Annotated in this window: 23 protein-coding genes; 10 read left to right on the top strand and 13 right to left on the bottom strand. The window is 71.2% G+C overall.

All coding sequences use genetic code 11. The annotated features are described in order from the left end of the window. Positions 1-99: 99 nt before the first annotated feature. The 3 genes from ACZ41I_RS27470 to ACZ41I_RS27480 are packed head-to-tail and all read right to left on the bottom strand — an operon-like array spanning position 100 to position 3,468. Positions 100-849, bottom strand: a complete 750-nt coding sequence (locus ACZ41I_RS27470) for a succinate dehydrogenase/fumarate reductase iron-sulfur subunit (RefSeq protein ID WP_468515295.1) — start codon at positions 847-849, stop codon at positions 100-102. Further along, complete coding sequence (locus tag ACZ41I_RS27475) at positions 846-2,795, bottom strand: fumarate reductase/succinate dehydrogenase flavoprotein subunit (RefSeq protein ID WP_363215552.1); 1,950 nt, start codon at positions 2,793-2,795, stop codon at positions 846-848. The genes ACZ41I_RS27470 and ACZ41I_RS27475 overlap by 4 nt, the downstream gene beginning before the upstream one ends. A 1-nt stretch (position 2,796) precedes the next feature. Next, on the bottom strand, positions 2,797-3,468 hold the full coding sequence (locus ACZ41I_RS27480; protein ID WP_468515354.1) for a succinate dehydrogenase: 672 nt from the start codon (positions 3,466-3,468) through the stop codon (positions 2,797-2,799). 119 nt (positions 3,469-3,587) lie between these two features. Here ACZ41I_RS27480 and ACZ41I_RS27485 point away from each other — a divergent pair, with 119 nt between their 5' ends. Further along, complete coding sequence (locus ACZ41I_RS27485; RefSeq protein WP_468515296.1) at positions 3,588-4,472, top strand: LysR family transcriptional regulator; 885 nt, start codon at positions 3,588-3,590, stop codon at positions 4,470-4,472. A 115-nt stretch (positions 4,473-4,587) separates the two neighbouring features. On the opposite strand, the gene ACZ41I_RS27490 is transcribed toward ACZ41I_RS27485, so the two are convergent. From ACZ41I_RS27490 to ACZ41I_RS27505, 4 genes are all read right to left on the bottom strand, one after another. Next, positions 4,588-6,732, bottom strand: coding sequence for a putative bifunctional diguanylate cyclase/phosphodiesterase (locus ACZ41I_RS27490; protein ID WP_399765061.1), 2,145 nt, complete (start codon positions 6,730-6,732; stop codon positions 4,588-4,590). Next, positions 6,729-7,541: an SAM-dependent methyltransferase gene (locus tag ACZ41I_RS27495; protein ID WP_399765064.1), complete on the bottom strand. Its 813-nt coding sequence runs from the start codon at positions 7,539-7,541 to the stop codon at positions 6,729-6,731. The genes ACZ41I_RS27490 and ACZ41I_RS27495 overlap by 4 nt, the downstream gene beginning before the upstream one ends. A gap of 309 nt (positions 7,542-7,850) precedes the next feature. Continuing rightward, positions 7,851-8,807, bottom strand: a complete 957-nt coding sequence (locus ACZ41I_RS27500) for an SCO0930 family lipoprotein (RefSeq protein ID WP_399765067.1) — start codon at positions 8,805-8,807, stop codon at positions 7,851-7,853. 465 nt (positions 8,808-9,272) lie between these two features. Then, positions 9,273-9,530 carry a hypothetical protein gene (locus ACZ41I_RS27505; protein WP_399765070.1) on the bottom strand — a complete coding sequence of 86 codons (258 nt, stop codon included), beginning with the start codon at positions 9,528-9,530 and terminating at the stop codon, positions 9,273-9,275. 46 nt (positions 9,531-9,576) lie between these two features. Here ACZ41I_RS27505 and ACZ41I_RS27510 point away from each other — a divergent pair, with 46 nt between their 5' ends. Then, entirely contained in the window at positions 9,577-9,705 is a 129-nt protein-coding gene (locus tag ACZ41I_RS27510; RefSeq protein WP_399765073.1) for a hypothetical protein, read from the top strand. Positions 9,706-9,736: 31 nt separating this feature from the next. Continuing rightward, the gene (locus ACZ41I_RS27515; protein WP_399765076.1) at positions 9,737-10,501 is read left to right on the top strand and encodes a bestrophin-like domain; all 765 of its coding nucleotides are present in this window, start codon (positions 9,737-9,739) and stop codon (positions 10,499-10,501) included. Between the two features lie 120 nt (positions 10,502-10,621). On the opposite strand, the gene ACZ41I_RS27520 is transcribed toward ACZ41I_RS27515, so the two are convergent. After that, positions 10,622-11,425 (bottom strand): hypothetical protein, encoded by an 804-nt coding sequence (locus tag ACZ41I_RS27520; RefSeq protein ID WP_468515297.1) that lies wholly within the window; start codon positions 11,423-11,425, stop codon positions 10,622-10,624. A 333-nt stretch (positions 11,426-11,758) separates the two neighbouring features. On the opposite strand from ACZ41I_RS27520, the gene ACZ41I_RS27525 reads away from it, so the two are divergent. Next, on the top strand, positions 11,759-12,430 hold the full coding sequence (locus tag ACZ41I_RS27525; RefSeq protein ID WP_363215544.1) for a class F sortase: 672 nt from the start codon (positions 11,759-11,761) through the stop codon (positions 12,428-12,430). 32 nt (positions 12,431-12,462) lie between these two features. On the opposite strand, the gene ACZ41I_RS27530 is transcribed toward ACZ41I_RS27525, so the two are convergent. Next, on the bottom strand, positions 12,463-13,299 hold the full coding sequence (locus ACZ41I_RS27530) for a polysaccharide deacetylase family protein (RefSeq protein ID WP_363215543.1): 837 nt from the start codon (positions 13,297-13,299) through the stop codon (positions 12,463-12,465). A 419-nt stretch (positions 13,300-13,718) separates the two neighbouring features. Beyond that, positions 13,719-17,000, bottom strand: coding sequence for a bifunctional lysylphosphatidylglycerol synthetase/lysine--tRNA ligase LysX (lysX, locus tag ACZ41I_RS27535; protein ID WP_468515298.1), 3,282 nt, complete (start codon positions 16,998-17,000; stop codon positions 13,719-13,721). 230 nt (positions 17,001-17,230) lie between these two features. Between lysX and ACZ41I_RS27540 the strand changes: the two genes are divergently transcribed. Then, positions 17,231-17,707 carry a universal stress protein gene (locus tag ACZ41I_RS27540; RefSeq protein ID WP_363215541.1) on the top strand — a complete coding sequence of 159 codons (477 nt, stop codon included), beginning with the start codon at positions 17,231-17,233 and terminating at the stop codon, positions 17,705-17,707. Here the strand turns inward: ACZ41I_RS27540 and ACZ41I_RS27545 are convergent. Then, positions 17,643-18,884 carry an MFS transporter gene (locus ACZ41I_RS27545; RefSeq protein ID WP_468515299.1) on the bottom strand — a complete coding sequence of 414 codons (1,242 nt, stop codon included), beginning with the start codon at positions 18,882-18,884 and terminating at the stop codon, positions 17,643-17,645. The two genes, ACZ41I_RS27540 and ACZ41I_RS27545, sit on opposite strands and share 65 nt — an antisense overlap. A gap of 108 nt (positions 18,885-18,992) precedes the next feature. Here ACZ41I_RS27545 and ACZ41I_RS27550 point away from each other — a divergent pair, with 108 nt between their 5' ends. Together ACZ41I_RS27550 and ACZ41I_RS27555 are read left to right on the top strand one after the other, a co-directional pair. After that, on the top strand, positions 18,993-19,940 hold the full coding sequence (locus ACZ41I_RS27550; protein WP_468515300.1) for a LysR family transcriptional regulator: 948 nt from the start codon (positions 18,993-18,995) through the stop codon (positions 19,938-19,940). A gap of 50 nt (positions 19,941-19,990) precedes the next feature. Then, positions 19,991-21,415: an amino acid permease gene (locus ACZ41I_RS27555; RefSeq protein WP_363215538.1), complete on the top strand. Its 1,425-nt coding sequence runs from the start codon at positions 19,991-19,993 to the stop codon at positions 21,413-21,415. A gap of 11 nt (positions 21,416-21,426) precedes the next feature. On the opposite strand, the gene ACZ41I_RS27560 is transcribed toward ACZ41I_RS27555, so the two are convergent. Continuing rightward, positions 21,427-22,572 (bottom strand): CapA family protein, encoded by a 1,146-nt coding sequence (locus tag ACZ41I_RS27560; protein ID WP_363215537.1) that lies wholly within the window; start codon positions 22,570-22,572, stop codon positions 21,427-21,429. A 216-nt stretch (positions 22,573-22,788) separates the two neighbouring features. Here ACZ41I_RS27560 and ACZ41I_RS27565 point away from each other — a divergent pair, with 216 nt between their 5' ends. The 3 genes from ACZ41I_RS27565 to ACZ41I_RS27575 all read left to right on the top strand — a co-directional run bounded on the left by ACZ41I_RS27565 (position 22,789) and on the right by ACZ41I_RS27575 (position 24,850). Continuing rightward, the gene (locus ACZ41I_RS27565; RefSeq protein WP_468515301.1) at positions 22,789-23,358 is read left to right on the top strand and encodes a sigma-70 family RNA polymerase sigma factor; all 570 of its coding nucleotides are present in this window, start codon (positions 22,789-22,791) and stop codon (positions 23,356-23,358) included. 145 nt (positions 23,359-23,503) lie between these two features. Further along, a complete protein-coding gene (locus tag ACZ41I_RS27570; protein WP_363215535.1) occupies positions 23,504-24,019 on the top strand; it encodes a hypothetical protein in 516 nt (171 codons plus the stop codon). 174 nt (positions 24,020-24,193) lie between these two features. Continuing rightward, positions 24,194-24,850, top strand: a complete 657-nt coding sequence (locus ACZ41I_RS27575) for a zf-HC2 domain-containing protein (protein ID WP_468515302.1) — start codon at positions 24,194-24,196, stop codon at positions 24,848-24,850. A gap of 9 nt (positions 24,851-24,859) precedes the next feature. Here the strand turns inward: ACZ41I_RS27575 and ACZ41I_RS27580 are convergent, their stop codons facing one another. Then, on the bottom strand, positions 24,860-25,723 hold the full coding sequence (locus ACZ41I_RS27580; RefSeq protein WP_468318776.1) for an Fpg/Nei family DNA glycosylase: 864 nt from the start codon (positions 25,721-25,723) through the stop codon (positions 24,860-24,862). Positions 25,724-25,752: the final 29 nt, after the last annotated feature.

The following is a 25,752-nucleotide window of genomic DNA, read 5'->3' on the forward strand; positions in this document are numbered from 1 at the left end:
GGTATCGGCCCGCCGCTCCTTTTCTTCCGACGCCGGTTGGCGTGCGCGTGACCTGAGCGGGGAGAGCGGATGTGGGAATGCTGAACGCCGGGAGCGGCGCTACCTCTTCCCCGCCTTCCGGGTGGCCCTCAGCCACTCCTTGTTCATGTGGGTGATCGACATCAGCGGAATGCCCTTGGGACAAGCGGTCGCGCACTCACCCGTCAGCGTGCACCCGCCGAACCCCTCCTCGTCCATCTGCGCCACCATGTCCAGCACCCGGGTCTCCCGCTCGGGCGCGCCCTGTGGCAGCACGTTCAGGTGGTTGACCTTGGCGGAGGTGAACAGCATCGCCGCCCCGTTGGGACACGCGGCCACACACGCCCCGCACCCGATGCACTCCGCGTGCTCGAAGGCGAAGTCGGCGTCCGCCTTCGGCACCGGCGTGGCGTGCGCCTCCGGCGCGGACCCGGTCGGCGCGGTGATGTAGCCGCCGGCCTGGATGATCCGGTCGAAGGCGGAACGGTCGACCACCAGGTCCTTGATCACGGGGAAGGCCGCCGCCCGCCACGGCTCGATGTCGATCGTGTCGCCGTCCTCGAAGGACCACATGTGCAGCTGGCAGGTCGTCGTCCGCTCCGGTCCGTGCGCCTCGCCGTTGATGACGAGCGAGCACGCGCCGCAGATGCCCTCGCGGCAGTCGTGGTCGAAGGCGACCGGTTCCTCGCCGGAGAGGATGAGCTGTTCGTTGAGGACGTCAAGCATCTCCAGGAAGGACATGTCGGACGAGATGCCGTCCACCTCGTATGTGGACATGGCGCCTTCGGCGTCGGCGTTCTTCTGGCGCCAGACGCGCAGGGTGAGCTTCATGCGTAGCTCCGCTGGGTGGGATGGACGTACTCGAAGACCAGGTCTTCCCTGTGCAGGACGGGTGCCACGCCGGTGCCGGTGAACTCCCAGGCCGCCGCGTAGCCGAACTCGTCGTCCTTGCGCGCGGCCTCGCCGTCCGGGGTCTGGGACTCCTCGCGGAAGTGGCCGCCGCAGGACTCGGCGCGGTGCAGCGCGTCGAGGCACATCAGCTCGGCGAGCTCCAGGTAGTCGACGATGCGGTTGGCCTTCTCCAGCGACTGGTTGAACTCCTCGCCGGTGCCCGGGACCTTGATGCGCCGCCAGAACTCCTCGCGGATCTGCGGGATGCGCTCCAGGGCCTTGCGCAGTCCGGCGTCGGTGCGGGCCATGCCGCAGAACTCCCACATCAGCTCGCCGACTTCGCGGTGGAAGGAGTCCGGGGTGCGGTCGCCGTCCACGGACAGCAGCAGGTTGAGCCGGTCCTCGGTCTCGGCCAGCACCTCCTGCACCACGGGGTGTTCGCCGGTGACCGGCTCCTGGTGCGGGTTGCGGGCCAGGTAGTCGTTGATGGTGGCCGGCAGCACGAAGTAGCCGTCGGCCAGGCCCTGCATGAGCGCGGAGGCGCCGAGGCGGTTGGCGCCATGGTCGGAGAAGTTGGCCTCGCCGATCGCGAACAGGCCCGGGATGGTGGTCTGCAGGTCGTAATCGACCCACAGGCCGCCCATCGTGTAGTGCACCGCCGGGTAGATCCGCATCGGCACCTCGTACGGATCCTCGTCGGTGATCCGCTGGTACATGTCGAAGAGGTTGCCGTACTTGGCCTCGACCGCCTTGCGGCCCATCCGCTCGATCGCGTCGGCGAAGTCGAGGTAGACGCCCTGGCCGCCGGGGCCCACTCCCCTGCCCTCGTCGCAGACGTTCTTCGCGGCGCGGGAGGCGATGTCCCGCGGGACCAGGTTGCCGAAGGACGGGTAGATGCGCTCCAGGTAGTAGTCGCGCTCGTCCTCGGGAATCTGGTTCGGCGGGCGGGTGTCGCCCTTGGCCTTGGGCACCCAGATCCGGCCGTCGTTGCGCAGCGACTCGCTCATCAGCGTCAGCTTGGACTGGTGGTCGCCGGTGCGCGGGATGCAGGTGGGGTGGATCTGCGTGAAGCAGGGGTTGGCGAAGTACGCGCCGCGCCGGTGCGCCCGCCAGATGGCGGTCGCGTTGGAGTTCATGGCATTGGTCGACAGGTAGAAGACGTTTCCGTAACCGCCGCTGGCGAGTACGACGGCGTCCGCGAAGTAGGTGTCGATCCTGCCGGTGACCAGGTCACGGGCCACGATGCCGCGGGCCCGCCCGTCGACGACGATCAGGTCCAGCATCTCGGTGCGCGGGTGCATCTCCACGTTGCCCGCGGCGATCTGCCTGCTGAGGGCCTGGTAGGCGCCCAGCAGCAACTGCTGGCCCGTCTGGCCGCGGGCGTAGAAGGTGCGGGAGACCTGGACACCGCCGAAGGAACGGGTGTCGAGCAGGCCGCCGTACTCACGGGCGAAGGGCACGCCCTGGGCCACGCACTGGTCGATGATCTCGACGGAGATCTGTGCGAGGCGGTGGACGTTGGACTCGCGGGCGCGGAAGTCGCCGCCCTTGACGGTGTCGTAGAACAGCCGGTGGATCGAGTCGCCGTCGTTGCGGTAGTTCTTCGCCGCGTTGATGCCTCCTTGCGCGGCGATGGAGTGGGCGCGGCGCGGGGAGTCCTGGTAGCAGAACTGGACGACGTGGTAGCCCTGTTCGGCCAGGGTGGCGCCCGCCGAGCCGCCGGCCAGGCCGGTGCCGACGACGATGATCGTGTGCTTGCGGCGGTTGGCGGGGTTGACCAGCTTGGCCTCGAATCGGCGCTTGTCCCAGCGCTCGTGGATCGGGCCGGACGGCGCCTTGGTGTCGGTGACCGGTTCGCCGGTCGGGTAGTTCACGTAGTCGGTCATGTCAGCTCACCACTCCGGTCATGACGCCCACGGGTACGGCGATGAAACCGGCCGTGAGCAGCAGCGCGAGGACGTTGGCGACGGTCTTCAGGGCGCGGTCGCGGGCGCGGCTGCCGACGCCGAGGGTCTGCGCGGCGCTCCAGAAGCCGTGCCGGATGTGCAGACCGAGCGCGAGCATCGCGACGATGTAGACGACGTTGCCGTACCAGGTGGAGAAGGTGTCGACCACGTTCTGGTACGGGTGGCCCTCCTGGAAGCCGCCGGAGTGCACGGTGCCGGTGGTCAGGTCCAGGATGTGCCAGACGATGAACAGGCCGAGGATGATGCCGCCCCAGCGCATGGTGCGGGTGGCATAGCTCGCCCGGGGCCTTGTGTGCACGTACTTGCTGGGCCGCGCCTTGATGTCGCGGCGGCTGAGCTGGTACGCGGACGTGGCGTGGGCGACCACGGCGACGACGAGGACGATCCGGATGAGCCAGAGCGTCCACTCGTAGTGCATGAAGGGTTCGCCGATGGTGCGCAGCCAGTGGGCGTAGTGGTTGAACTCGCCCGCCCCGAAGTAGATCTTCAGGTTCCCGATCATGTGCGCGACCAGGTACAGCAGCATGATCAGGCCGCTGACGGCCATCACCGCCTTCTTGCCGACGGAGGAGTCCCACATCGTGCGCGCCATGGACGTCCGTCGGTCCGTCCGCGTTGCCAGAGCCATGGACAGCACGCTAGGGGCGCACCACCCGATCGGTCCAAGACATGGTCCAGCTTGTTTCCATAGGCGGGAACTATCATTGCTGTATGCAGTTCCAGCAGCTCCAGTACTTCGTCGCCGTCGCCGAGACCCGGCACTTCACGCGCGCCGCCGAGCTGGTGCATGTCGCCCAGCCGTCGTTGTCGCAGCAGATCAAGGCGCTGGAGCGGGAGCTGGGCGCGGATCTGTTCCTGCGCGCCCGGGGCAACATCACGCTCACCGACGCCGGCGAGGCGCTGCTGCCGCTGGCCCGGCGCATCCTGGCCGACGCGGACACGGCGCGGTACGAGGTGCAGGAGCTGGTGCAGCTGCGGCGGGGCCGGGTACGGCTGGGGGCGACGCCGAGCCTGTGCACGGGTCTGCTGCCGGATGTGCTGCGCGCCTTCCACGACCGGTATCCCGGCATCCAGTTGCTGATCGAGGAGGGCGGCTCGCACGACCTGGTGCGGGAGCTGGCGCGCGGCGCCCTTGATCTCGCGTTGATCGTGCTGCCGCTGCCCACGCCGGCGCCCGCGCTGTCGACGGTGGAGCTGCTCCGGGAGGAACTGGTGGTGGTGTCCTCCCCCGAGGCACCGGCTCCCGGCCGGGGAGGACGGGCCGTGCACATCGGCGACCTGGAGGGTGAGCGGCTGGTGATGTTCCGGCACGGGTACGACCTGCGGGAGCTGACCGTGGCGGCATGTCGCTCCGCCGGGTTCGAGCCGGAGTTCGCGGTCGAGGGGGGTGAGATGGATGCGGTGCTGGGGTTTGTCCGGGCGGGGCTCGGTGTCGCCGTGGTTCCGCAGATGGTTGCCACCCGGGCTGGGCTGGGACTCAAGGTGACTCCGCTTGCCCGTCCCGGGCTGCATCGGACGATCGCGTTGGCTCACCGGAGCGATGTGGCTCCGCCGCGGGCTGCCAGGGAGTTGCAGCGGATGCTGCTGGAGCGGTGATGCCGGGCCGCTGACAGGGTGCCACCGCGCAGGCGGTGAGGCCGGCTGCAGCTCCCCAGGGACGCGGGGAGCCGCGTGACCGGCCACGACGGACCCGCAGCCGAAAACGGACCGGTCAGCCCGTTGCGTCCACCAACGCCAGGTCGTGGAGTCGTTCCGGTGGGCCCGGGCGGGCGTAGTACCAGCCCTGGGCGGTGTCGCAGCCCAGTATCCGGAGTTGTTCGGCCTGGGCGCCGGTTTCCACGCCCTCGACCGTCACGGCGAGGTCGAGGCTGTGGGCGAGGGAGACGATGCCCTCCACGATCTTCAGATCGACCGGATCGGCGGGGAACTGCTGCATGCCCCGGGTGAAGGAGCGGTCCAGCTTCAGGATGCGCACCGGGAGGCGGCGCAGGTTGGCGAGGTTGGAGTAACCGGTGCCGAAGTCGTCCAGGGCGATGTCGACGCCCATCTCGGCGAGCCGGTGCAGGGGTTTGAGCAGATCGTCGTCGGCTCCGATGAGCGCGGACTCGGTGACCTCCAGGCACAGGGCTTCCGGAGCGACCCCGGCCCGCTCCAGGATGTCGACGGTGTCCTGGACCAGGCGCGGATGGCTGAGCTGGCAGGGCGAGAGGTTGACGTTGATCCGCAGGGGCCCGGCGGCCTCGTCCTCGCCGTGCCGTTCTCGCCAGGCGCGGGCCTGCCGGATGGACTCCTCCAGGACCCAGCGGCCGAGCGGCACGATCAGGCCGGTGTGCTCGGCGAGCGGGATGAAACGGTCGGGGCCGAGCACGCCGTGCTGCGGATGCAGCCAGCGGACCAGGGCCTCGGCACCGCGCACGCTGCCGTCGCCGAGGTGGACGAGCGGCTGGTACTCGATGAAGAACTCGCCGCGCTCCAGGGCCGTCGGCAGGGCCGTGGTCAGACCGTGGCGGGTGATGGCGCGGGCGTCGGCCTCGGGGTCGGCGAGTTCGGAGCGGTTGCCGCCCGCCGACTTGGCCCGGTACATCGTGATGTCCGCGCTGCGCAGCACCTCGGCGGCGGTGCGCTCGCCGGCCGGGCCCTCGACGATGCCGAGGCTGCCGCGCACCATCAGATCGCGGCCGTCGATGCTGATCGGGGTGACCAGCGCGTTCATGATCCGCTCGGCCAGCTCGTCGACCTTGCGCGCGGTGCCGGGGCCGGTGGTCAGCGCCACGAACTCGTCGCCGCCTAGCCGGGCGACCATCTCGCCGGGCGCGGTCGCGCAGGACTGCAGCCGGTCGGCGACCTCCACCAGCAGCCGGTCGCCCGCCGCGTGCCCGAGGCTGTCGTTGACGGTCTTGAAGCCGTCCAGGTCGAGATAGCACAGGCCGAAGTGCTGCCCCTCACCCGCGTTCAGCACCTTCTCCAGGCGCTCGAAGAACAGCGTGCGGTTGGGCAGGCCGGTGAGCGCGTCGTGCGTCGCCTCGTAACGCAACCGGAGATTGAGCAGCCGGCGCTCGGTGGTGTCCTCCATGAGGGCGAGCTGGTACTGCGGTCTGCCGTCGGCGTCGCGCAGCAGGGAGACCGTCAGGTTGGTCCACAGGACCGTGCCGTCGGGCCGGTTGAAGGCTTTTTCGAGGTGGTAGTGCTCGCGCTCGCCGCGGACGAGTTCGTCGTAGAGCTTCCAGGTCTGCGGCGCGTCCTCCGGGTGCACCCAGTCCTGGACGCGGCGTCCGCGCAGGGCCTGGCCGGACTGCCCGAACATGCGCAGCAGCGCCTCGTTGACCTGGAGGACATTGCCGTCGAGGTCGGCGATGCCGATCCCTATGGCCGCGCCCTCGAAGACGGCGCGGAAGCGGGCCTCGCTGGCGTGCAGCGCCTGCGCGACCACGCCCTGGGCCTGCAGGGCGGCCTGGGCGATGGATTCCTGCTCGGCGAGGGTGCGCTCGCGCAGCGCCACGGCGTACCCGGCGGCCATCGCGTGCTGCAACCGCGAGGAGCGCAGGCGGGGTTCGTCCTGCGGACCGTCCCCGGCGCAGTACAGCACCAGATAGGCGTCGACGCAGTCCAGCGTCCGGGCGAGTGCCTCCGGGTCGGTGCAGTGCGCGCCGACCAGCGCGGCGCCGACCGCCTTCGCGCCGTCCGCGTCGAAGCCGTGCGCGCGCAGCAGCTCGCTCAACCGGCGTGCGAGGGGCAGGAGTTGTTCCTCGAACTCGGCGCGGGTCAGCGATGTGGAGGTCACCGGGTAGACCGCCCGGCTCCAGATCGTGGTGAACCGGCGCAGTCTGTCCTCCGGCCCGTCCGGCTCGGCCCTCACGCCGTACGCCCCACGCCGGCGAATCCGGAGAAGGCGAACGGATCCTCGTCCTCCGGCGCCGACTCCGGCCGCCAGTGCGGCATCGGCACCAGTCCCGGTTCCACCATGTCGTACCCCTCGAAGAACCGCGCGATCTCGTCGCGCGAGCGCATGATCAGCGGGTTGCGAATGTCCTTGTATACGTCCACCGCGCCCTCGGCCCGCTCGGCAGGCACCGGGATTCCCTCGTACGAGGCATGGGTGAGGATCAGCAGGCTGCCGGGCGCGAGCGCGTCGCGCAGCTCGGCCACCGCACCGTAGGGGTCGTCCGCGTCTTCCACGAAGTGCAGTATGGCAACGAGGAGGAGCGCGACTGGCCGGTTCAGGTCGATCAGCCGCTCGACCTGGGGACTGGACAGGATTTCCTGCGGCTTGCGCAGGTCCGCGGCGACGACGTCCGCGGTGTCGTCGGCCGCCAGTACCGCCTGGCTGTGTGCGACGGCGACCGGGTCGTGGTCGACGTAGACCACGCGGGCACCCGGTGCGGCCGCCTGGGCCACTTCGTGGACGTTGCCGAAGGTCGGGATGCCGGAGCCGATGTCGAGGTACTGGGTGATGCCCTCGCCGGCCGCGAACCGTACGGCGCGGCGCATGAACGCCCGGTTGGCCTGCATGATCTTCGGCAGCCCCGGCATGAACTCCATCGCCTTGCGGGCCGCTTCCCGGTCCACCTCGAAGTTGTGCGAACCGCCCAGGTAGTAGTCGTAGATCCGCGAGACGCTCGGCACCGAGATGTCGATGCTCCGGGGGGCCCAGGCGGGGCGCTCCATGTATCACTCCAAGGCGTAGGCGACAGGGACAGGCGATCCGGTGTTCGAGCTGAGGCTACTGATCGCCCGCGAAACGGGCGAGTCAAACCGGAAATTGACCGTCCGTTCCCGGTCACTGCCTGGGAAGTCACTGTCGCGTGTGCCGCGTTTTGCCCGTCTTGCGAATGCGGGTTGCGGGGGCCGGCCGGCACGGCGCCCGTGCCCCCTTTCGGGCACGCAAAACGGTCCGCCCCCTCCGTGCGGTGCGGAGGGGGCGGACCTGCGGTGGCGCTCCGGGCCGGGCGGGGCGATCGACCCTGGGGAGGTGATCTAGTTGCCCGGCGCGCCGACCGGCTTGCCGTCGGGCGAGACGGCGTACCAGGTGCCGCCCACGCCCTGACCGTTGGTGTCCCCGGGGGCCTTGTCGCCGGAGAAGGTGTAGATCGGCCAGCAGTTGACGGTCATCTGCTTCACTCCGTCGGGACGGGTGAAGCCCATCAGGCCCTTCTTCTTGACGCCCTGGGTGTCCTCGGGCTTGACGACGCCGACGGCCGGCCACTTCTCCAGGCAGGCACCGGTGCAGTTCGAGACGGACTTGGGCCAGGCCTTGTCCTTCATGAAGCGGTAGACCGTCCTGCCGTTCTTGTCCACGACGATGTCGCCGAGCTTGGGGTCCTTGCGCACGGACAGCCCCGGCAGGGAGGACAGGGAGGCCTTCTTGCCGTTGGGGGCGAGCGCGAACCACTTGCCCCCCACGCCCTGGCCGTTGACGTCACCGGCGTTGACGTCCTTGACGTAGCGGTAGGCGGGCCAGCCGCCGATGGTGAGCTGCTTGCTGCCGTCGGCGCGGGTGACCTCACCCAGCAGCGCCTTGTCGATGCCGGCGCCGGCCGTGGCGTCGTCGGCGGGTACCGGCGGCCAGGTGGTGGCACAGTCACCGTTGCAGTTCGACTTGGGCGGGTTCGCGGTGTCCTTGTCGAACCGGTACAGGGTGAGGCCGGAGCCGTCGGTCAGTACGTTGCCCAGGTCCGGGTTGGCGGCCACGGTCAGCTTGCCCGCGGGGGCGGCCTTGGTCGGGGAGCTGGAGGCCTGGTTGCCGTCGGCACCGTAGCCGTTGCCCGTTCCGGTACCGGCACCGGTGGTCGGGCTGCCCGCGGGTGCCGTGGCCCCGACGTTCTGGGCCGCCGACGCCGGAGTGGTGCTGTTGTCCTGACCGCACGCCGTCGTCAGCGCCAGCACCGAAGCGGCTGTGGCCACCAGTGAGGCGGTCCGCCAGGAGGTCTTCATGTCCAACTCCCCATTATCGCCTGGATGTTGCAGCGCTCTGCTGCGCCGCCGCACGGCCATTGGTACGCACCGAGGGGGTCGGAGCGTTCAACGGGGACGAGAAGTTCTTCGGGAAATTCTTCGGGCAATTCCTTCCGGACCCCGCCCGGTCGTGTGACGCGCGCCGCCGCGGGAGGCTCGTACAGGCGTACATGTCGCGCCAACTGCACACTTCACCTATTCAAACCATTGATCGCATCATGTCCTCCCTTCGGAGCAATCCCGGCGCACTCCGGCATACGGCCGGGTTCGGCACCCCATGATCTTCGTCGTGCATGGACCCGAAGCGACCCGACGCGCGCCCGCCGTACGGGCGTTGGCTCTGGTGACGCTGACCTGGACCCTGGTGGGCTGCCCGGTCGGCAGTGCGTCGGCCGACGCCTGTGCGTACGCCTCCACGGGCCCGGACGGCACGGTGGCGACGGCCTACGCCGGCAGCCACCACTGGCCCGCACCGCCGCCGTGCCCCGAGCCCACCCCGCCGACGCCCAGCCCCACACCCACACCCACACCCACGCCGCCCCCGTCGCCCAAGCCGCCGAAGCCGACGCCGGCTCCGCGCCCGGTGCCGAAACCCACCCCGAAGCCGAAGCCGCCGCCGAGGCCCGCCCCGGCTCCACCGGCACCACGGCCGGCACCACGACCGACACCGACGCCGACGTCCACCCCCACACCCGCGCCCACGCCGACGCCCACCCCCAAGCCGACGCCGAGGCCGCCGGCGACGCCCGTGAGCTATCCGGCGTACCACCCGCACCCCACCGCACACACCGCGCCCGGCCACACCTCGCCGGTCACCTACGTCCTGCTCATCACCGTTCCGGCGATCGTCGCCGTCGCGGCCCTGCGCCCGCGCTGACGCGTCGGCCGCTCACTTCTGGAGGCACCTGTTGTCGGATTGGCTTGTTCTCGTCCTCGCGATGCTGGCGGCCTGTGCCGTGGTGATCGTCGTCACCGTCGTACGGCACAAGCGGGCTCCCGAGGACGAGGACCCCAACGAGACCCCGGACGTCATCGAGTACATGACGATGTGGATCGGCGTCGTGTACGCCATCGTCCTCGGTCTGGCCATCGCGGGCGTGTGGGAGGCGCGCAGTTCGGCCCAGGACTATGTGCAGTCCGAGGCGCAGGCGCTGCATGAGATCTCGGAGCGGGTCCGGGTCTATCCGCCGGAGGTCCGTGACCGGATCCGGGACGATGTCAACACCTATGTCGGCTACGTCGTGCATCACGAGTGGAAGACGATGGCCCGCGACGGGCGCGTCACCGACCACGGCGGCGAACTGCTGCAGAAGGTCCGCCAGGACGTCACCGACTACCAGCCGAAGAACGACTTCGAGGCGCAGACCTACCAGCCGCTGCTGGACCAGATCTCCGCCGCCGACCAGGCGCGCAACGCCCGCGCCGACTCCACCGGGGCCACCATGCCGCCGGTGGTGTGGTGGGGACTGCTCACCGGGGCGCTGGTCACCGTCGGCATGGTGTTCGCGCTGCAGATCCGGCGCACCAAACGCGAGTTGGTACTGGCCGGGCTGTTCTCCGCGACCATCGCGTTCATGCTGTTCCTCATCTGGGACTTCGACGCCCCCTACAGCCGGGGCATCGCGGTGACCGCGGAACCGTTGGTGAACCTCTTCCCCGGCGTCACCGGATAGCCCCCGGCCGAGCCGCGTGCCCGAGGCCGCCGTCGCCCCGGTTCCCGCCAGGGACCGGGGCCATCGCCGTGTGTCGTGCGCTGTGTGAAGAGGCGGGGCGGCGGGCCGGGAGACAGGGCGTCAGACCCTCCTCACGTGTCGCCGGCGGAACAGGAACGTACCGCCTCCGAGGACCGCGGAGGCCACGAGTCCGCTGCCGATGGCGACATCCTCGGGCGTGGCACCGGTGGAGATGCTGCCGCCGAGACCACCCTGGACGCCGCCGATCACGGTGAACGCGTCCGGCCGGGTCAGGCTTCTGCCGTCACAGCGGACCGTGATGGCGTACCGGCCGGGGCGGGCGTCGTGGTCGATCCAGGTGGTGCCGCGGGAGGTGTCGTCGTGGAACGGGTTGAGCTGGGTGGGAGGGAAGACGCGGGAGGTCGCCGTGCCGCCCCGGCAGCCGTCCACGCTGATGGTGAGCCGGCCGCCGGCCGTGACCACAGTGGGCACGACGTGGATGTCCCAGGGGCCTCGGAAGTCGTCACCCCGGCCGCCGTTGCCGCGGCCGCCGAATTCTTCACCACGTCCGAAGTCGTCACCGTGGCCCCGGTCACGACCCTCGTCTCCATGGCCCCGCTCACCGTGGCGGTTGCCGTTGCTGAAGTGACCGTTGAGGTTGAAGTTTCCGCTGAAGCCGCTGTCCGGGTCGAAGCCCCCGCCGGGCAGCACACCCACGCCGGGTGCGATGCCCACGCCGGGCGCCACGCCGACGCCGGGGTTCACTCCCACGCCGGGGTTCACTCCCACGCCGGGGTTCACTCCCACGCCGGGAGTGGACGGGCCGCCGCCGTTGCCCATGCCGTCCGCGACGGCCACAGGGGCGGCGAGCCCGAGCATGGCGACCGCGGTGCATGCCGCCGCCAGGGCACGTTGATTTCGCATGTGATCCTCCGCGGGAGGCGCCCCGGGTCCCGTTCCCGGTGGATCGGCGAGAAAACACCTCCCGGGAAGACCCTCAAGCTCGCGGAACACGCCCGCATGTCGAGAATCGTCCGTCCTGGTGAGACGACACGCCGACGAAAAAGCACACAATCTGATATTCCCGCAGGTCACGGACCGTCAGAAAATTCCTGGGAACGGCAACTCGGATGGCGCACCACAAGGCCTCTCGGCCACCCGTTCGCCACTTGCCCCGTCGTCCGGCGCCCGCGCGGGATTTAGCGTTTTCCCAAGCGTGCGGGACGTGGCGACGACCGCGTCGAGAGGGGATGGCGAATGTCTGCGTCCGAGCTGGCCGAGCTTGCCGAGGCGGAGGAGCGGCGGAAGAGGCGCGCCCCGTGGGGCGTGATAGCGCTTCTTCTGCTGACCGGCCTCGCCCTCATCCGGAACGGTTCGGGGGAGTTCGACGTGGGTCCGCCGCAGCCGGCTTCGGCGGCGGCCCCCGACAGCCGGGCCGGCCTCGGCACCTTCACCGCGGGTCCGGCGCCGCTCGCGTTCTCCGCCGTCGACCGGGTCCGGATTCCCGCGATCCAGGTGGACGCCCCGGTCACACCCGTCGGCCTGGACGCGGACGGCTGGGTCGCTGCTCCGCCGCCGGAGGACCCCAACCTGGCGGGCTGGTTCACCGGGGCGGTCTCCCCCGGCGAGAACGGCACCGCCGTCATCGTCGGGCACGTCGACAACAAACAGGGCCCCGCCGTGTTCTACGGACTCGGGGCCGTGAAAAAGGGAAACCGCATCGAGGTGCTGCGCAAGGACGGAAAGACCGCGGTGTTCGAGACGTATGGGGTCGAGGTCTTCTCGAAGGCCGGTTTTCCCGGTGGCCGGGTGTACGGCGCGAAGGGCGCACCGGAATTGCGGGTCATCACCTGCGGCGGCGGTTTTTCCAAGCAGCACGGTTACGACGGAAATGTCGTCGTCTTCGCCCGCCTGGTCGCGGTGAACTGAACCACCGCGGCCGGGCGGACCGGTGGCCGTGCTCACACGCGTCTGCGGGGCACCGTGAGGTGATATCCGGAGTCGAGGAGATAGGGCAGCCATTCACGGATCGCGTGGACGGTCTGCGAGCGATCGCCCCCGGCGTCGTGGGAGAGCACCACGACGCCGGGGGCGGCGCCGTTCTCCACCCGGTCGATGATGACGTCGGTACCGGGCGTCTCCCAGTCGGTGGTGTCGACCGTCCAGGCCATCGGCTCCATGCCCATCTCGGCGCCCAGCTGGAACGCGGCCCGGTTCCAGGCGCCGTAGGGCGCGCGGAACCACTGCGGGCGCTGGCCGTAGGTGTCCTCGATGATGTCGCTCGTGCGCTCCATCTCGGAGCGGATCTCCTTGCGCCTGAGGGTCGTCAGCAGCGGGTGCGTCCAGGTGTGGTTGCCGACGACATGGCCTTCCTCGGCCATCCGGGCGACCAGCTCCTTGTACTGGACGACGCATTCGCCGCACACGAAGAACATCGCCCGCACGTCGTACTTGGCGAGGGTGTCCAGGATGTGCGGGGTGTACTGCGGGTTGGGGCCGTCGTCGAAGGTCAGCATCATGTGCCGGCCGCGCCCGGAGATCCGCAGGATGGGCTCCTTACGGGTCTTCAGTCTGCGCGGCGCGGATCGTGGGGGTCCGTCACCGGTGAGCGGCTGGAGCCGGAAGGCGGACGACTTGAGCGCCTGACGGGCCTGCGGGCCGGCGACGGGAGCGGCGGCGGTCCCGGAACCCTCCCCGGCGCCGCTCGCCAGGAAGGCTCCGGCAGCACCCGCGGCCCCCAGCGCGGCGGCGCCGCCGAGGAGCATCCGCCGCCGCGTGAAGAGCTGATCATTCTGCATGACTCATCAGTCGCCCCGCCGGACTCCGGCGCACCGCAACGGCACCGGTGCGGCGGCAGGAATACACCCGGACGGCGGACCGCGGGACGGTGGCGGTCCGCCGCACGCGCTTCCGGCAAGCAGTCACCGCGCACAACTGCCGTGAGGGGCAAAGGGGTCGGGCCGAAGCGGCCGCACAGGGGGTACGGACACGGGATCGGGCGGCACACCGCGCGGCGCACCCGCAACCGGGGGCTGACCGTCGCCGGGCCGGCCTGCTGCCGGCCGTGCACAGCGCGTACGTGGCCGCGCTGCCGGTGTTCGCCGGGCTCTCGGCGCGGCGTTCGGACAGGGCGGGGTGCCGGCCAGGGCACCCCGCGGGTCCAGCGGTGCCGGACGCACCTCGCCGACGGGGCCGCGACTGGTTCGGGACCCGGGCGTCAGCGGCGGCGCACCAGCGGGAACGGCAGGGTCTCGCGGATCGTGAGGCCGGTCAGGAACATCACCAGCCGGTCGACGCCGATGCCGAGGCCGCCGGTCGGGGGCATCGCGTACTCGAGGGCCTGGAGGAAGTCCTCGTCCAGTTCCATGGCCTCCGGGTCGCCGCCGGCGGCCCGCAGCGACTGCTCGGTGAGCCGCCTGCGCTGCTCGACGGGGTCGGTCAACTCGGAGTAGGCGGTGCCGAGTTCGGTGCCGAAGGCGACCAGGTCCCAGCGCTCGGCGAGCCGTGGGTCGGTGCGGTGCTGCCGGGTCAGCGGGGAGACGTCGGTCGGAAAGTCCTTGAAGAACGTGGGGAGTTGGGTGCGCTCCTCGACGAGTCGCTCGTACATCTCCAGGACGATGTCCCCCGGCCCGTCGTCGGCGGTGTACGGCACCCCGGCCCGGTCGCACAGCCGGTGCAGCCGCAGCAGTTCGCAGCCCGGGCCGATCTCCTCCCCCAGCACCTCGGAGAGCGCGCCGTGGACCGTCTTGACCGGCCATCGCCCGGAGATGTCGTACTCCTGCCCGTCCTTGCGGGCCACCGGGGAGCCGAACGCGGCGGTCGCCGCGCCCTGGATCAGTTCGCGGGTGAGGTCCAGCATGACGTCGTAGTCGGCGTGGGCCTGATAGGCCTCCAGCATCGTGAACTCGGGGTTGTGCTTGTAGGAGATGCCCTCGTTGCGGAAGGTGCGTCCCAGTTCGAAGACCTTCTCCAGGCCGCCGACACACAGCCGCTTGAGATACAGCTCGGGGGCGATGCGCAGGTACAGGTCGAGGTCGTAGGCGTTGATGTGGGTGGTGAAGGGGCGGGCGTTGGCGCCGCCGTGGATCTGCTGCAGCATCGGGGTCTCGACCTCCACGTAGCCGCGGTCCAACAGGCCCTGGCGCAGGGCCTGTACGGCGGCGGAGCGGGCCCGGATCACGGTGCGGGCGGCGGGGCTGGTCGCCAGGTCGAGGTAGCGGCGGCGGACCCGGGCCTCGGGGTCGGTGAGGCCGCGGCGTTTGTCGGGCAGCGGGCGCAGGCATTTGCCGGTGAGCTGCCAGGAGGCGACGAAGACGGTGGGTTCGCCCTTGTCGCTGAGGCCGGCCCGGCCGGTGGCGGTGATGTGGTCGCCGATGTCGGTGTCCGCCGTGAAGCGGTCGAGAACGGCGGTGCCGGATCCGTCGCGGGTGAGGGCGATCTGGTGGTCGCCGGACCAGTCCCGCAGCACGGCGAACACGATGCCGCCGAAGTCCCGGACCAGCATGAGCCGTCCGGCGACGGTGACGTCCTCGCCGGGGGGCACGTCGGCGAGGGCGTGGGTGGGGGCGGGGACGCCGACCGGATAGGGGTCGGTGCCGGTGGCGTGCAATCGGTCGAGCTTGTGGTGCCGGACGCGGACCTGGTCGGGCAGGCCCGCGCCCGGGGCGGCGGATCCGGCCTGGTCCCCTCCGTCGAGGCCGAGCGCCGTCAGAGGCGGCAGCCCGTGTGTGGTGGCGGGCCGGTGCCCCGGCTTCGGGTGCCCCTTTCCCCAGAGTTTGCGCAACGACGGTACGGAGACGAAGCCTTCGGCTATGCCCGAGGCGAGGCCGATACGGGCGAGGGAGGCGGTCTCGCCGTAGCAGATGAACCGCGGATACCACTCCGGGTGGTATTTGGCGTTGGAGCGGTACAGGGCCTCCAGTTGCCACCAGCGGGAGAAGAACAGCAGCAGGCGGCGCCAGAGCCGCAGGACGGGTCCGGCGCCGATACGGGCGCCCTCCTCGAAGACGGACCGGAAGACGGCGAAGTTCAGCGAGATCCGGCGCACGCCGAGCTTGGGGGCGGCGGCGCACAGTTCGGCGACCATGAACTCCATGACTCCGTTGGGGGCGGCGCGGTCACGGCGCATCAGGTCCAGGGACATGCCGTCGCGGCCCCAGGGGACGAAGGAGAGCAGGGCGAGGAGCCGGCCGTCCTCGCCGAGGGCCTCCACGAGCAGGCAGTCGCCGTCGGCGGGGTCGCCGAGCCGGTCCAGGGCCATGGAGAAGCCGCGTTCGGTCTCGGTGTCCCGCCAGGCGTCGGCCTTGTCGACGATCTCCTCCATCTCGTGTTCGGTGAGGGTGGCGTGGCGGCGGATGCGGCAGGTGGCGCCGGTACGGCGGACCCGGTGCACGGCCTGCCGGGTGACCCGCATGTCGCGGCCGTTCAGATCGAAGGCGGCCACCTGCACGATCGCCTCGTCGCCGAGCTGGAGCGCGCCGAGGCCGGCGCGGGCGTAGGCGCGGGCGCCGTCCTCGGAGGCGCCCATCACGGCGGGTGCCCAGGCGTAGCGGCGGGCCACGTCCAGCCAGGCGGCGATGGCGTGCGGCCAGGCCTCCGGGTCGCCGACCGGGTCGCCGCTGGCGAGGCAGACGCCGGCCTCCACGCGGTAGGTGACGGCGGCCTTGCCGCTGGGCGAGAAGACGACGGCCTTGTCCCGGCGGGTGGCGAAGTAGCCGAGGGAGTCCCGGTCGCCGTAGACCCTGAGCAGCGCCCGGATGCGGGCCTCCTCGTCGTCGTGCAGGGCGGCTTCCAGGCGCTGGGAGCGGAACAGCGTGGCGGCGGCGTTCAGCAGGGCGAGGGCGCCGAACAGGCCGAGCAGGAAGGTGACCTTGCGGGGTGGGTGGCCGGCGAAGGAGCTGTTCGGTACCAGTCCGCCGCACACCCGGTCGGCGGCCCACGCCAGGTGCTGGCTCGCCGGCAGCGAGCCGGGGAACAGCAGGACCAGGCCCCAGCCGATCAGGATCGCGAGGACGAGCCCGGCCACCAGCACACCGAGGGCCCGCCACAGGGCGGCGCGGCGCGAGGCGGCGTAGAACTCCCCGCGGGCCACGACGAGCAGGAGCAGCAGCAGGGCGCACAGCACCAGGGAGGGCAGCGATTCGGCGTACATGCCGAGGGCCACGCCAAGCACGTCGCTGAGGACGAGCAGGCCCAGATAGACGACGACCAGCCACCAGGCGACCTTCTTGCGGGCGGCGGTGGCGCCGGCCAGCAGGAACAGGAAGACGGCGTAGGCCAGGTTGGCGCTGATGGGCACCAGCAGCAGGTCGAGGGCGTGGGCGACCGGGCGGAGCAGCCGGCGCAGTGGCTCGATGAGCGCGAGTACGGCGCACAGCAGGCCGAGCGCGGCGAAGAGCGTGCCGAAGGCCTCGGGCACCCAGCCGAGGCGCCCGCCGACGGGCGGGCGTATCGGGGCCGTGGGGTCCCTCCGGGCGAGGCGCTCGGCGCTGGCGGTCATGGTTCCGACTGTAGGAAGCGGGCGCGCGGCTCGCCCGTCGAAACGGAGCAGACCGGCGCCCCGGGCCCTCTCGCTGCACCGCGTGCTGTGTCGGTTCTGCGGCGTTGTGGTCCAGCGGTGCCGGGCCGGGCTCCTTCGCTGCGGCCTCGGAGCCGCCCGGGCGGTCGCCTTTCCGGTGCGCGGCAGCCCCGTGGCCCGGTGGGAACCGGCCGTTCCGATAGCCTCGGATCGTGACGGAACAGCACGAGCAGCGCACGCCCTCGCACCGGTTCGAGCGGGGCACGGACGGGCCGAAGGTCATCGTGGTCGGGGTGGACGGCTCCGACTCCTCGCTGCGTGCCGCGGCGTACGCGGGCGGCCTCGCCCGGCGGCAGCACGCGCTGCTGGCCGTGGTGTACGTGCAGCCGGTGCTGGCGGCCGGAGCGGCGCTCGGGGCGCCGGTGGCGGAGACGACCGACGAGATCGCCGAGGACCTGATCCAGCAGATCCGCGAGGCGGCCGAGCGGGTCAAGGGGATATTCGAGGTGCGCTGGGAGTTCCACACCTTCCGCGGCGACCCCTACAACGGGCTGGTGCAGGCGGCCGACGACCTGAAGGCGGACGCTGTGGTCGTGGGCGCCTCCGAGCAGGCGGGGCACCGGATCATCGGCTCTGTGGCGGTGCGGCTGGTGAAGGCGGGACGCTGGCCGGTGACGGTCGTGCCGTAGGGCGCCGCAGCAGCAGCGGGGTGGCCAGCAGCAGTACCCCGGCCACGGCGATCGCGGTGCGGGGGCCGGTGAGGGTGGCCAGCAGACCCCACAGGGCGGTCAGGGCGGCCGTGGTGGCCTTGCCGGTGACCGACCAGGCGGAGAGGGTGCGGACGACCCGGTCGTTCGGGGTGCACTCCAGGCGGCGGGTGGCGTACACGGGGCTGTAGACGGCCGAGCAGGTGATCACCCCGAACTCCAGGACCATCACCAGCAGCAGGCCGGGCAGCCCGGGCCGGACGAGGGCCAGCCCGAGGGGCCACACGGCGCGCAGGGTGCCCGCGGTGAGCAGCACCCGGTGCTGTCCGTGGCGGGCGACGAGCGGGCCGGCCGTCCGGGAGCCGATGAGGCCGCCGAGGCACGGCACGGCGAAGGCGAGGCCGTACTGCCAGGGGGCGAAGCCGAGCGGGCCGAGCATGAGCACGGCGAGCGGCGGCATGGCGACCATGATCAGGGCGTTGGCCGCGAGGTTGTTGAAGAACAGCGGCCGCAGCGCCGGGCTGGTGAGGATGTGCCGCCAGCCGTCCAGCAGGTCGGCGGCCCGCAGGCGTGTGGCCCCGGTGCGGTCGGGGCGGGGCTCGCCACCGCCGACGGCGCGGATGCCCAGGGCCGACAGCAGAAAGCTGACCGCGTTCGCCGCGACCGTCGTGACCGGGCCGAACAGGCCGATCGCGGCGCCGCCGAGGGGTGGTCCGAGGACCAGCGCCGTCCAGTTCGTGGATTCGAACCGGGCATTGGCGGTGAGCAGCCGGTCTGCCGGTACGAGGCCTTTCAGGAAGGCGCCGGAGGCCGCGTTGAAGGTGATGTCGGCCGCTGCGACGATCACGGACACCGTCAGCAGCTGGCCGAAGCCGAGGCTGCCGAGCGCGTAGGCGGCGGGGAGGGTGAGCAGCACGGCACACCGGACCACATCCATCACCACCATGACCGGTCGCTTGCGCCGGAACTCCACCCATGGCCCGAGCGGCACCGCCGCCACCGCGCCCACGGCGGGTCCGGCCGCGGCGAGCAGCGCCACCTGGGCCGGCCCGGCGTGCAGCGCGATGACCGCGATCACCGAGAAGGCGTCGAAGGCGAGCCAGGTGCCCACCGCACTCACCGAGTACGCGGCCCACAACCACCCGAACTGTCGTCCCATGCACAACCTCCCGTTGCCCCGGGACATGAAAACGGGCAGGTCGGGCCCGGATCAAACAACCGGAAGGAGAGGACGTACAACCGATGGTTGTACGAGTAGGGTGAGCGAGTGGATCTCAAGGCCGTGCGCACCTTCGTGACCGTGGTGGACACCGGGCAGTTCCAGGAGGCGTCGGCCGTCCTCGGCATCACTCAGCAGGCGGTGTCCAAGCGGATCGCGGCCCTGGAGAAGGACCTCGGGGTGCGGGTGTTCACGCGGACCGCGCGCGGGGCGGAGCCGACCATCGACGGCCAGGCGTTCCTGCCGCACGCCAGGGAGCTGCTGCTGGCCGAGGAGCGGGCCCTGGCCTCGGTACGGCCGGGGCGGCGGGCGCTGCGCGTCGACGTGATCGGGGCCAGACTGGCCCCGGCGGCCCTGCTGCAGTCCTTCCACGCGGCACATCCCGGCACGGCTCTCGACGCCGTGACGCTCTTCGACGCGGACACGGCCGTGGCCGCCGTGCGCGCGGGCACGATCGACGCGACCATTCGCGCGGTCACCACACGGCTTCCCGAGGGGCTGCGGTCCGTCCGGGTGCTGGACGAGCCGGTGCAGCTGCTCACCGGAGCGCGGCACCCGCTCGCCGGGGCCCGCTCGGTGACACCGGCGCAGCTGGCCGGGCACCGGATCTGGATGCCGGGTCTCGTGGACGGCACCGAGTGGGCCGCGTACTACACGGCGCTCGCCGCCGAGTTCGGGCTGACCATCGACCCGGTCGTCGCCGACTTCGGCGGGGAGCCGCTGCTGGACGCGGTCGCGGGCTCCGACTCGATCGCCACCTTCGTCTGTGAGCAGATCCGGCTCTCCCGGCCCGCCGGCCACGATCTGCGGCGCATCCCGCTCATCGACCCGACGCCGGTGTACCCGCACTCCCTGGTCTGGAGCGCGGCCAACACACATCCGGGGCTGGCCGCGCTGCGCGCCCATCTCACCGCCCGGCCGCCGGCCCGGCCCGCGTCGCGTACCTGGACACCGGCCTGGGCCGTGCGTGGCGTCTTCCCTGTGGGGCGCCCCTGAGCCATCATGATCCGCCGTCAGCCGTTGCCGTCGGCGAAGAGGTGAGGCACATGGCCAGGCTCCGTGCGGGTGAGGGGATTCTCCGCCGCAAACCCATCGAGCACATCGAGGAGACCGAAGTCGGCGAGGGCGCCCGACTGGACCGTTCGCTCGGGCTGTGGCAGCTCACCGCGATCGGGGTGGGCGGCATCATCGGTGCCGGCATCTTCACGCTGGCCGGAACCGTGGCCAACGGCACGGCCGGGCCCGCGGTGCTGGTGTCGTTCCTGATCGCCGGTGTGGCGAGCGCCTGTGCGGCGCTGTCGTACGCCGAGTTCGCCGGGCTGATCCCGAAGGCGGGGTCGGCGTACACCTACGGCTACGCGGTGCTCGGCGAGTTCGCGGGCTGGTTCATCGGCTGGGACCTGCTGCTGGAGTACACCGCGATCGTGGCCGTGGTGGCGATCGGCATCTCGGGCTACTTCGGCTTCCTGGTGGGGGAGATGGGCGCGAAGCTGCCGCACTGGATGCTGGGCGCGCCCGGCACCGGTTCGGGGCACCGGTTCGACCTGTTCGCGGCGGTCCTGTGCCTCCTGATCGCCTGGCTGCTGAACCTGGGCATCCGCAGCGCGGCCCGCTTCGAGACCTTCGTGGTGGCGCTGAAGGTGCTGGTGGTGCTGCTGGTGATCGGCGTGGGGGTGTTCCACATCACCACGGTGAACTACCACCCCTTCTTCCCGTACGGGATCGGCGGCGCGTTCACCGGCGCGGCGACCGTGTTCTTCGCGGTGTTCGGCTACGACGCCATGTCGACCGCGGCCGAGGAGTCGAAGGACGCGCAGCGGCACATGCCGAAGGCGATCGTCTACTCGCTGGCGATCTCGATGGTGCTGTACGTGGCGGCCTGTCTGGTCCTGACGGGCATGCAGAACTACCGGCACATCGACCCGAAGAGCGGCTTCTCCACCGCGTTCAAGTCGGTGGGCCTGGACCGGCTGGCGGACGTGATCGCGGTGGGCGCGATCATCGGAATCCTCACCGTCATGTTCACGTTCATGCTCGGTGTGACCCGGGTCTGGTTCTCCATGTCCCGGGACGGACTGCTGCCCAAGTGGTTCGCCAAGACGCACCCGACCCGGCATGTGCCGACCCGAGTGACCTGGATCGTCGGCCTGGCCTCGGCCGCCATCGCCGGGTTCGTGCCCATCGGCTCGGCGGCCGAGCTGACCAACATCGGCATCCTGCTGGCGTTCGTGGTGGTGTGCACGGCCGTGATCGTGCTGCGCTACCGGCAGCCGGAGCTGCCGCGCACCTTCCGTACGCCGGGGATGCCCGTGGTGCCCGCGCTGGGTGTCGTGTTCTCGATCTGGCTGATCACGTTCCTGCAGTGGCAGACCTGGGTGCGGTTCGCGGTGTGGTTCGTGGTCGGGTGCGTGATCTACTTCGGCTACTCCTACCGGCGTTCGGCGCTGGCCGGGCGCCGGCCCGCCGAATGAGCAGGGGCTGATCACTCCCCCATGACCAGGCCGTCCTTGGCGGCCCCGCGGCTGAGCACCACATTGCGGATGCGGTCGCGCACCGCGGCCGGCTCGGTGCCGTCGGCGACGGCCCGGTTGAGGTTCAGCACCCGGCCGGTGCCGACGTCGTAGAACTGCGGGACGAACTCCGCCTTGGTGACCTGCCAGCGGGCGCCCTCTTGCGCGGGCGGGGCGAAGGTGAACCGGCCGATCGTGGACTCGTTGCCGCGCGGGTCCCGGGCGCCCTTGCCGTTGAACATCTCGCCGGCGATCTGATGACCCATGCCGTAGATCACCCAGGTGCCGTTGATCTTCTCGTACGCCTGCGGGACATGGGCGTGGGTGCCGAGGATCAGGTCGATGTCCGGGCGGCCGCCGGTGGTGGAGGCGGTGAGCCGGCGGGCGAGGCCGAGCTGCAGCCGGTCCGGCGCGTCCTGCCATTCGGTGCCCCAGTGCACGGAGAGGACGACCACGTCGGCGCCGGCCTGCCGGGCGGCGCGGGCGTCGGCGATCATCCGCCGCTCGTCGATGAGGTTCACGGCCCAGGGCCGGCCTGCGGGCAGCGGGATGCCGTTGGTGCCGAAGGTGTACGCCAGGTGTGCGACCTTGGCGGGACCGGCCTTGAGGAGCGTGACCGAGCGGGCCTCGTCCTCGGAGCGGGCGGTGCCGGCGTGCCGGAGGCCGGCCTCGTCCATGCCGTCCAGGGTGCGGCGGATGCCGTCGGCGCCGTCGTCCAGCGAGTGATTGGAGGCGGTGGAGCAGCCGTCGTAGCCGGTCGCGGCGAGGCCCTGGGCGATCTGCGGCGGTGTCCTGAAGGCGGGGTAGCCGGAGTACTCGCCCTCGGCGCCGTAGACGGTCTCCATGTGACACAGTGCCAGATCGGCCCGGGAGACGACCGGTTCGACGCCGGAGAGCATGGGCCGGAAGTCGAAGCCGTCGTCGCCGGAGTCGTGGGCCGCCCGGTCGAGGACGGAGGTGTGCGGCAGGACGTCACCGGAGGCGACGAGGGTGAAGCCGGCGGCGGCCCCGGGCGGGCCCGCACTGCCGGCCTCCTGCCGGTCATGATTCTGGCAGGCGGCCGCGACCGCCAGGACGGCGGTGATCGCCAGGGCCACCTGTTGCCTGCGTCCGAACATCAGCTCACCCCAGGAATGTCGTATTTACCGACAATGCCGTGTCGGGCATATGGGTACGAATCTGGCTCACCGGATAAACGACCCGAGCGCTGTCATTAGCCCGTTCAGTGCTGTGCCGGACCGTTCGTCCGACCGTTCGCCGACGCGATCGACCGTCCGCCGCACGGCCGCGCGCCCGCCCTGTCCCCGGGCCGCGCCCTGCGCTGCCATACGGCCATGACGGCCGGAACCTCACTCACCCACGGGACGGCGGCACCGACCCCCAGGGCGACGACCGCCGAGCACGAACTGGCCGCCCTCCAGCGGGAGCACGGCCGTCCGCTCTTCGCCCTGCTGCTCAGGCTCTGCGACGGCGACCGGCAGCGGGCCGAGGATCTCGTCCAGGAGACCCTGGTACGCGCCTGGCAGCACCCGGAGGCGCTGCACGCCACCGACTTCGACTCCGTACGGCCCTGGCTGCTGACGGTCGCCCGGCGGCTCGCGATCGACGCCCGGCGGGCCCGCCGGGCACGGCCCCCGGAGACCGGCACCGAGATCCTGGAGAACGCGCGGGTGACCGCCGATCACGCCGAGCGGGCCGCCGCGATGCTCGACGTCCGCGAGGCTGTGAAGACACTCACGCCGGAGCACCGTGACGTTCTGGTACTCGTGTATTTCCTCGGGGCCAGTGTGGCGGAAGCGGCGCAGACCCTGGGCGTCCCACCCGGTACCGTGAAGTCCCGCGCGTATTACGCGCTGCGCGCGCTGCGCCGGGTCCTTCCGGGTTATGCGGCCGACCTGCACTGAAACCGGCAACAGAGCAAAGCTCTCGTAAAGCGCCTTGCTGTGGCCCCCGTTCGGGCAATGGGCTGTCCTCATCCGCGTTCCGGGCGACGGGCTGCGACCCGGCGGACTCGGGCGACGCGCACGCACCGGAGGAAGGCAGGAAGGGATGCTGCACAGAGGGCACGAGAGCACGGACGGCACCGACGGCGGTGAACTGGCCGTCCCCATGGCCTGGTTGTACGCCGAGTACATCGCCGACGAGCTGCTGCGCACCGGCGATCTGATGCCGCCGACGTCCTTCGAGTTCCGGGCCGGCCGGGACGCGCTGGCGCTCACCGTCTTCCTGTCCGACACCGACGGGGAACTGTCCGGCATCCGGGTGATCTCCCAGCTGGAGAACTGGCTCTCGCTGACCGCCTACGACCAGCCCTGGCAGGACTGGGTGCGCGAGCGCATGGCCGAGCTGACCGAGACGGCCGACCGGGCCGGCACCCGGTCGCCCGACCTGGCCCTCGCGGCGGACGCGTGGCGGTGGCTGGAGGAGACCGAGCTGCTCGCACCGGACCTGGACGCGGTGCCGGGCGGCGGTGCGGTGGGCGACGAGGACGACGGGCCGAAGGTGTGGACACCGGCCTGGCGGCTCGGGCTGCCCCTCGGGCACCTCGCGATCCATCTGTTCTGATCACCCGTTCCGAGCCGCTGGGAAGTTTTCCGCGATCCGACCAATCCGCGGCCCGCGCGGCTCCGAATCTCTTGTCCGGGATTCTTTGGGTGGCTTGAGTGATTCGGCTGTCGGCTGCGTACGGATGGGTGCACGGAGTAACCCCACCCCCACCCATCGGCACGAGGATTCGGCATGAGGTCCCTGGAAAGGCATCGCGACGTCGGCGCGTACGCGCTCGGCGTGCTGGACGAGGCGGAGGCCTTCCGCTTCGAGGACCACCTCATGGAGTGCCCTCAGTGCGCGGCACAGGTGACCGAATTCGGTCCGGCCACACGGCAGTTGATGCTGTACCGCCGGGCCACGCCGCGCTTTGTGCACCCCATGGCACAGCCCGGTCCCCGGCTGCTGGACCGGCTGCTCGGCGAGGTCGCGCACCGGCACCGGGCGCGCCGACGGCGCTTTCTGTACGGCCTGGCCGCGTCCGTGGTGCTCGCGGTCGCCGGTCCGGGAATCGTGGCCTTCACCGGCCATCAGGAAACGACCGCACACGTCACCGCGGCGACCGATCCGAGAACCGGGGTCTGGGCCGAGGTCACGTCCGACGACGGGGACACGGGCAGCCGGCTGCTGCTGCGGGTGAAGGACGGCACCGGCCCCCATGCCTGCCGGCTCGTCGTCGTGGGCCGCGACGGCACCGAGCAGGTCGTCGGCACCTGGATGGAGCCCGGCCACGACATCGGCACCTTCTCCGCGCTCGGGTCGTCCACGATGCACCCGCAGGAGATCGCCCGCTACGACGTCCGCACGGAGGACGGGCAGCGTCTGGTGTCCGTCGAGGCGCCGCAGTGACGCCGGGGCTCATTTGAGCAGCCGGGACAGTCTGCGGTCCGCCAGGGGCTTGCCGCCCGTCTGGCAGGTGGGGCAGTACTGCAGCGAGGAGTCGCTGAAGGAGACCTCACGGACGGTGTCGCCGCACACCGGGCAGGGCTCGCCGGTGCGGCCGTGGACGCGCAGTCCGCTCTTCTTCTCGGCCTTCAGCCGTCCGGCGGCCACCCCCCGGGAGCGCTCGACCGCCTCGGTGAGCGTGCCGCGCAGCGCCTCGTAGAGCCGGCGGGTCTCCTCGGGGGTCAGCGAGGCGGCGAGCTTGAACGGGGACATCTTCGCGGCGTGCAGGATCTCGTCGCTGTAGGCGTTGCCGACGCCGGCGATCAGGGACTGGTCGCGCAGGGCGCCCTTCAGCTGACGTCTCTCGTCCTTGAGCAGGGCCGCGAACCGGTCCTCGTCGAAGTCGGCGGCCAGCGGGTCCGGGCCGAGCCGGGCGATTCCCTCGATCTGCCGCGGATCGCGGACGAGGTACACCGCGAGGCGTTTCTGGGTGCCGGCCTCGGTGAGGTCGAAGCCCTCGCCGGTCTCCAGCGCCACGCGCAGTGCGAGGGGGCCCTTGCCCGGCCTGGGCGGGCCGTCCGGCAGCCGGTCCTTCCACTGCAGCCAGCCGGCCCGGGCCAGATGGGTCACCAGGTGCAGTCCGCTGTCCGCCGCCAGGTCCAGGAACTTGCCGTGCCGGTCCACGGCCGTGACCTCGCCGCCCTCCAGGGCGGTGACCGGAGGGTCGTACGTCTTCAGGACGCTGACGGCGACCGGCAGCACCCGTGCCACCCGGCGGCCGACCAGGTGCTCGGTGAGGAAGTCCTTGAGCGCTTCTACCTCGGGCAGTTCCGGCATACGTCCAGAGTGCCATCCGGTACCGACAA

It is taken from the genome of Streptomyces sp. NPDC030799 (assembly GCF_055572255.1).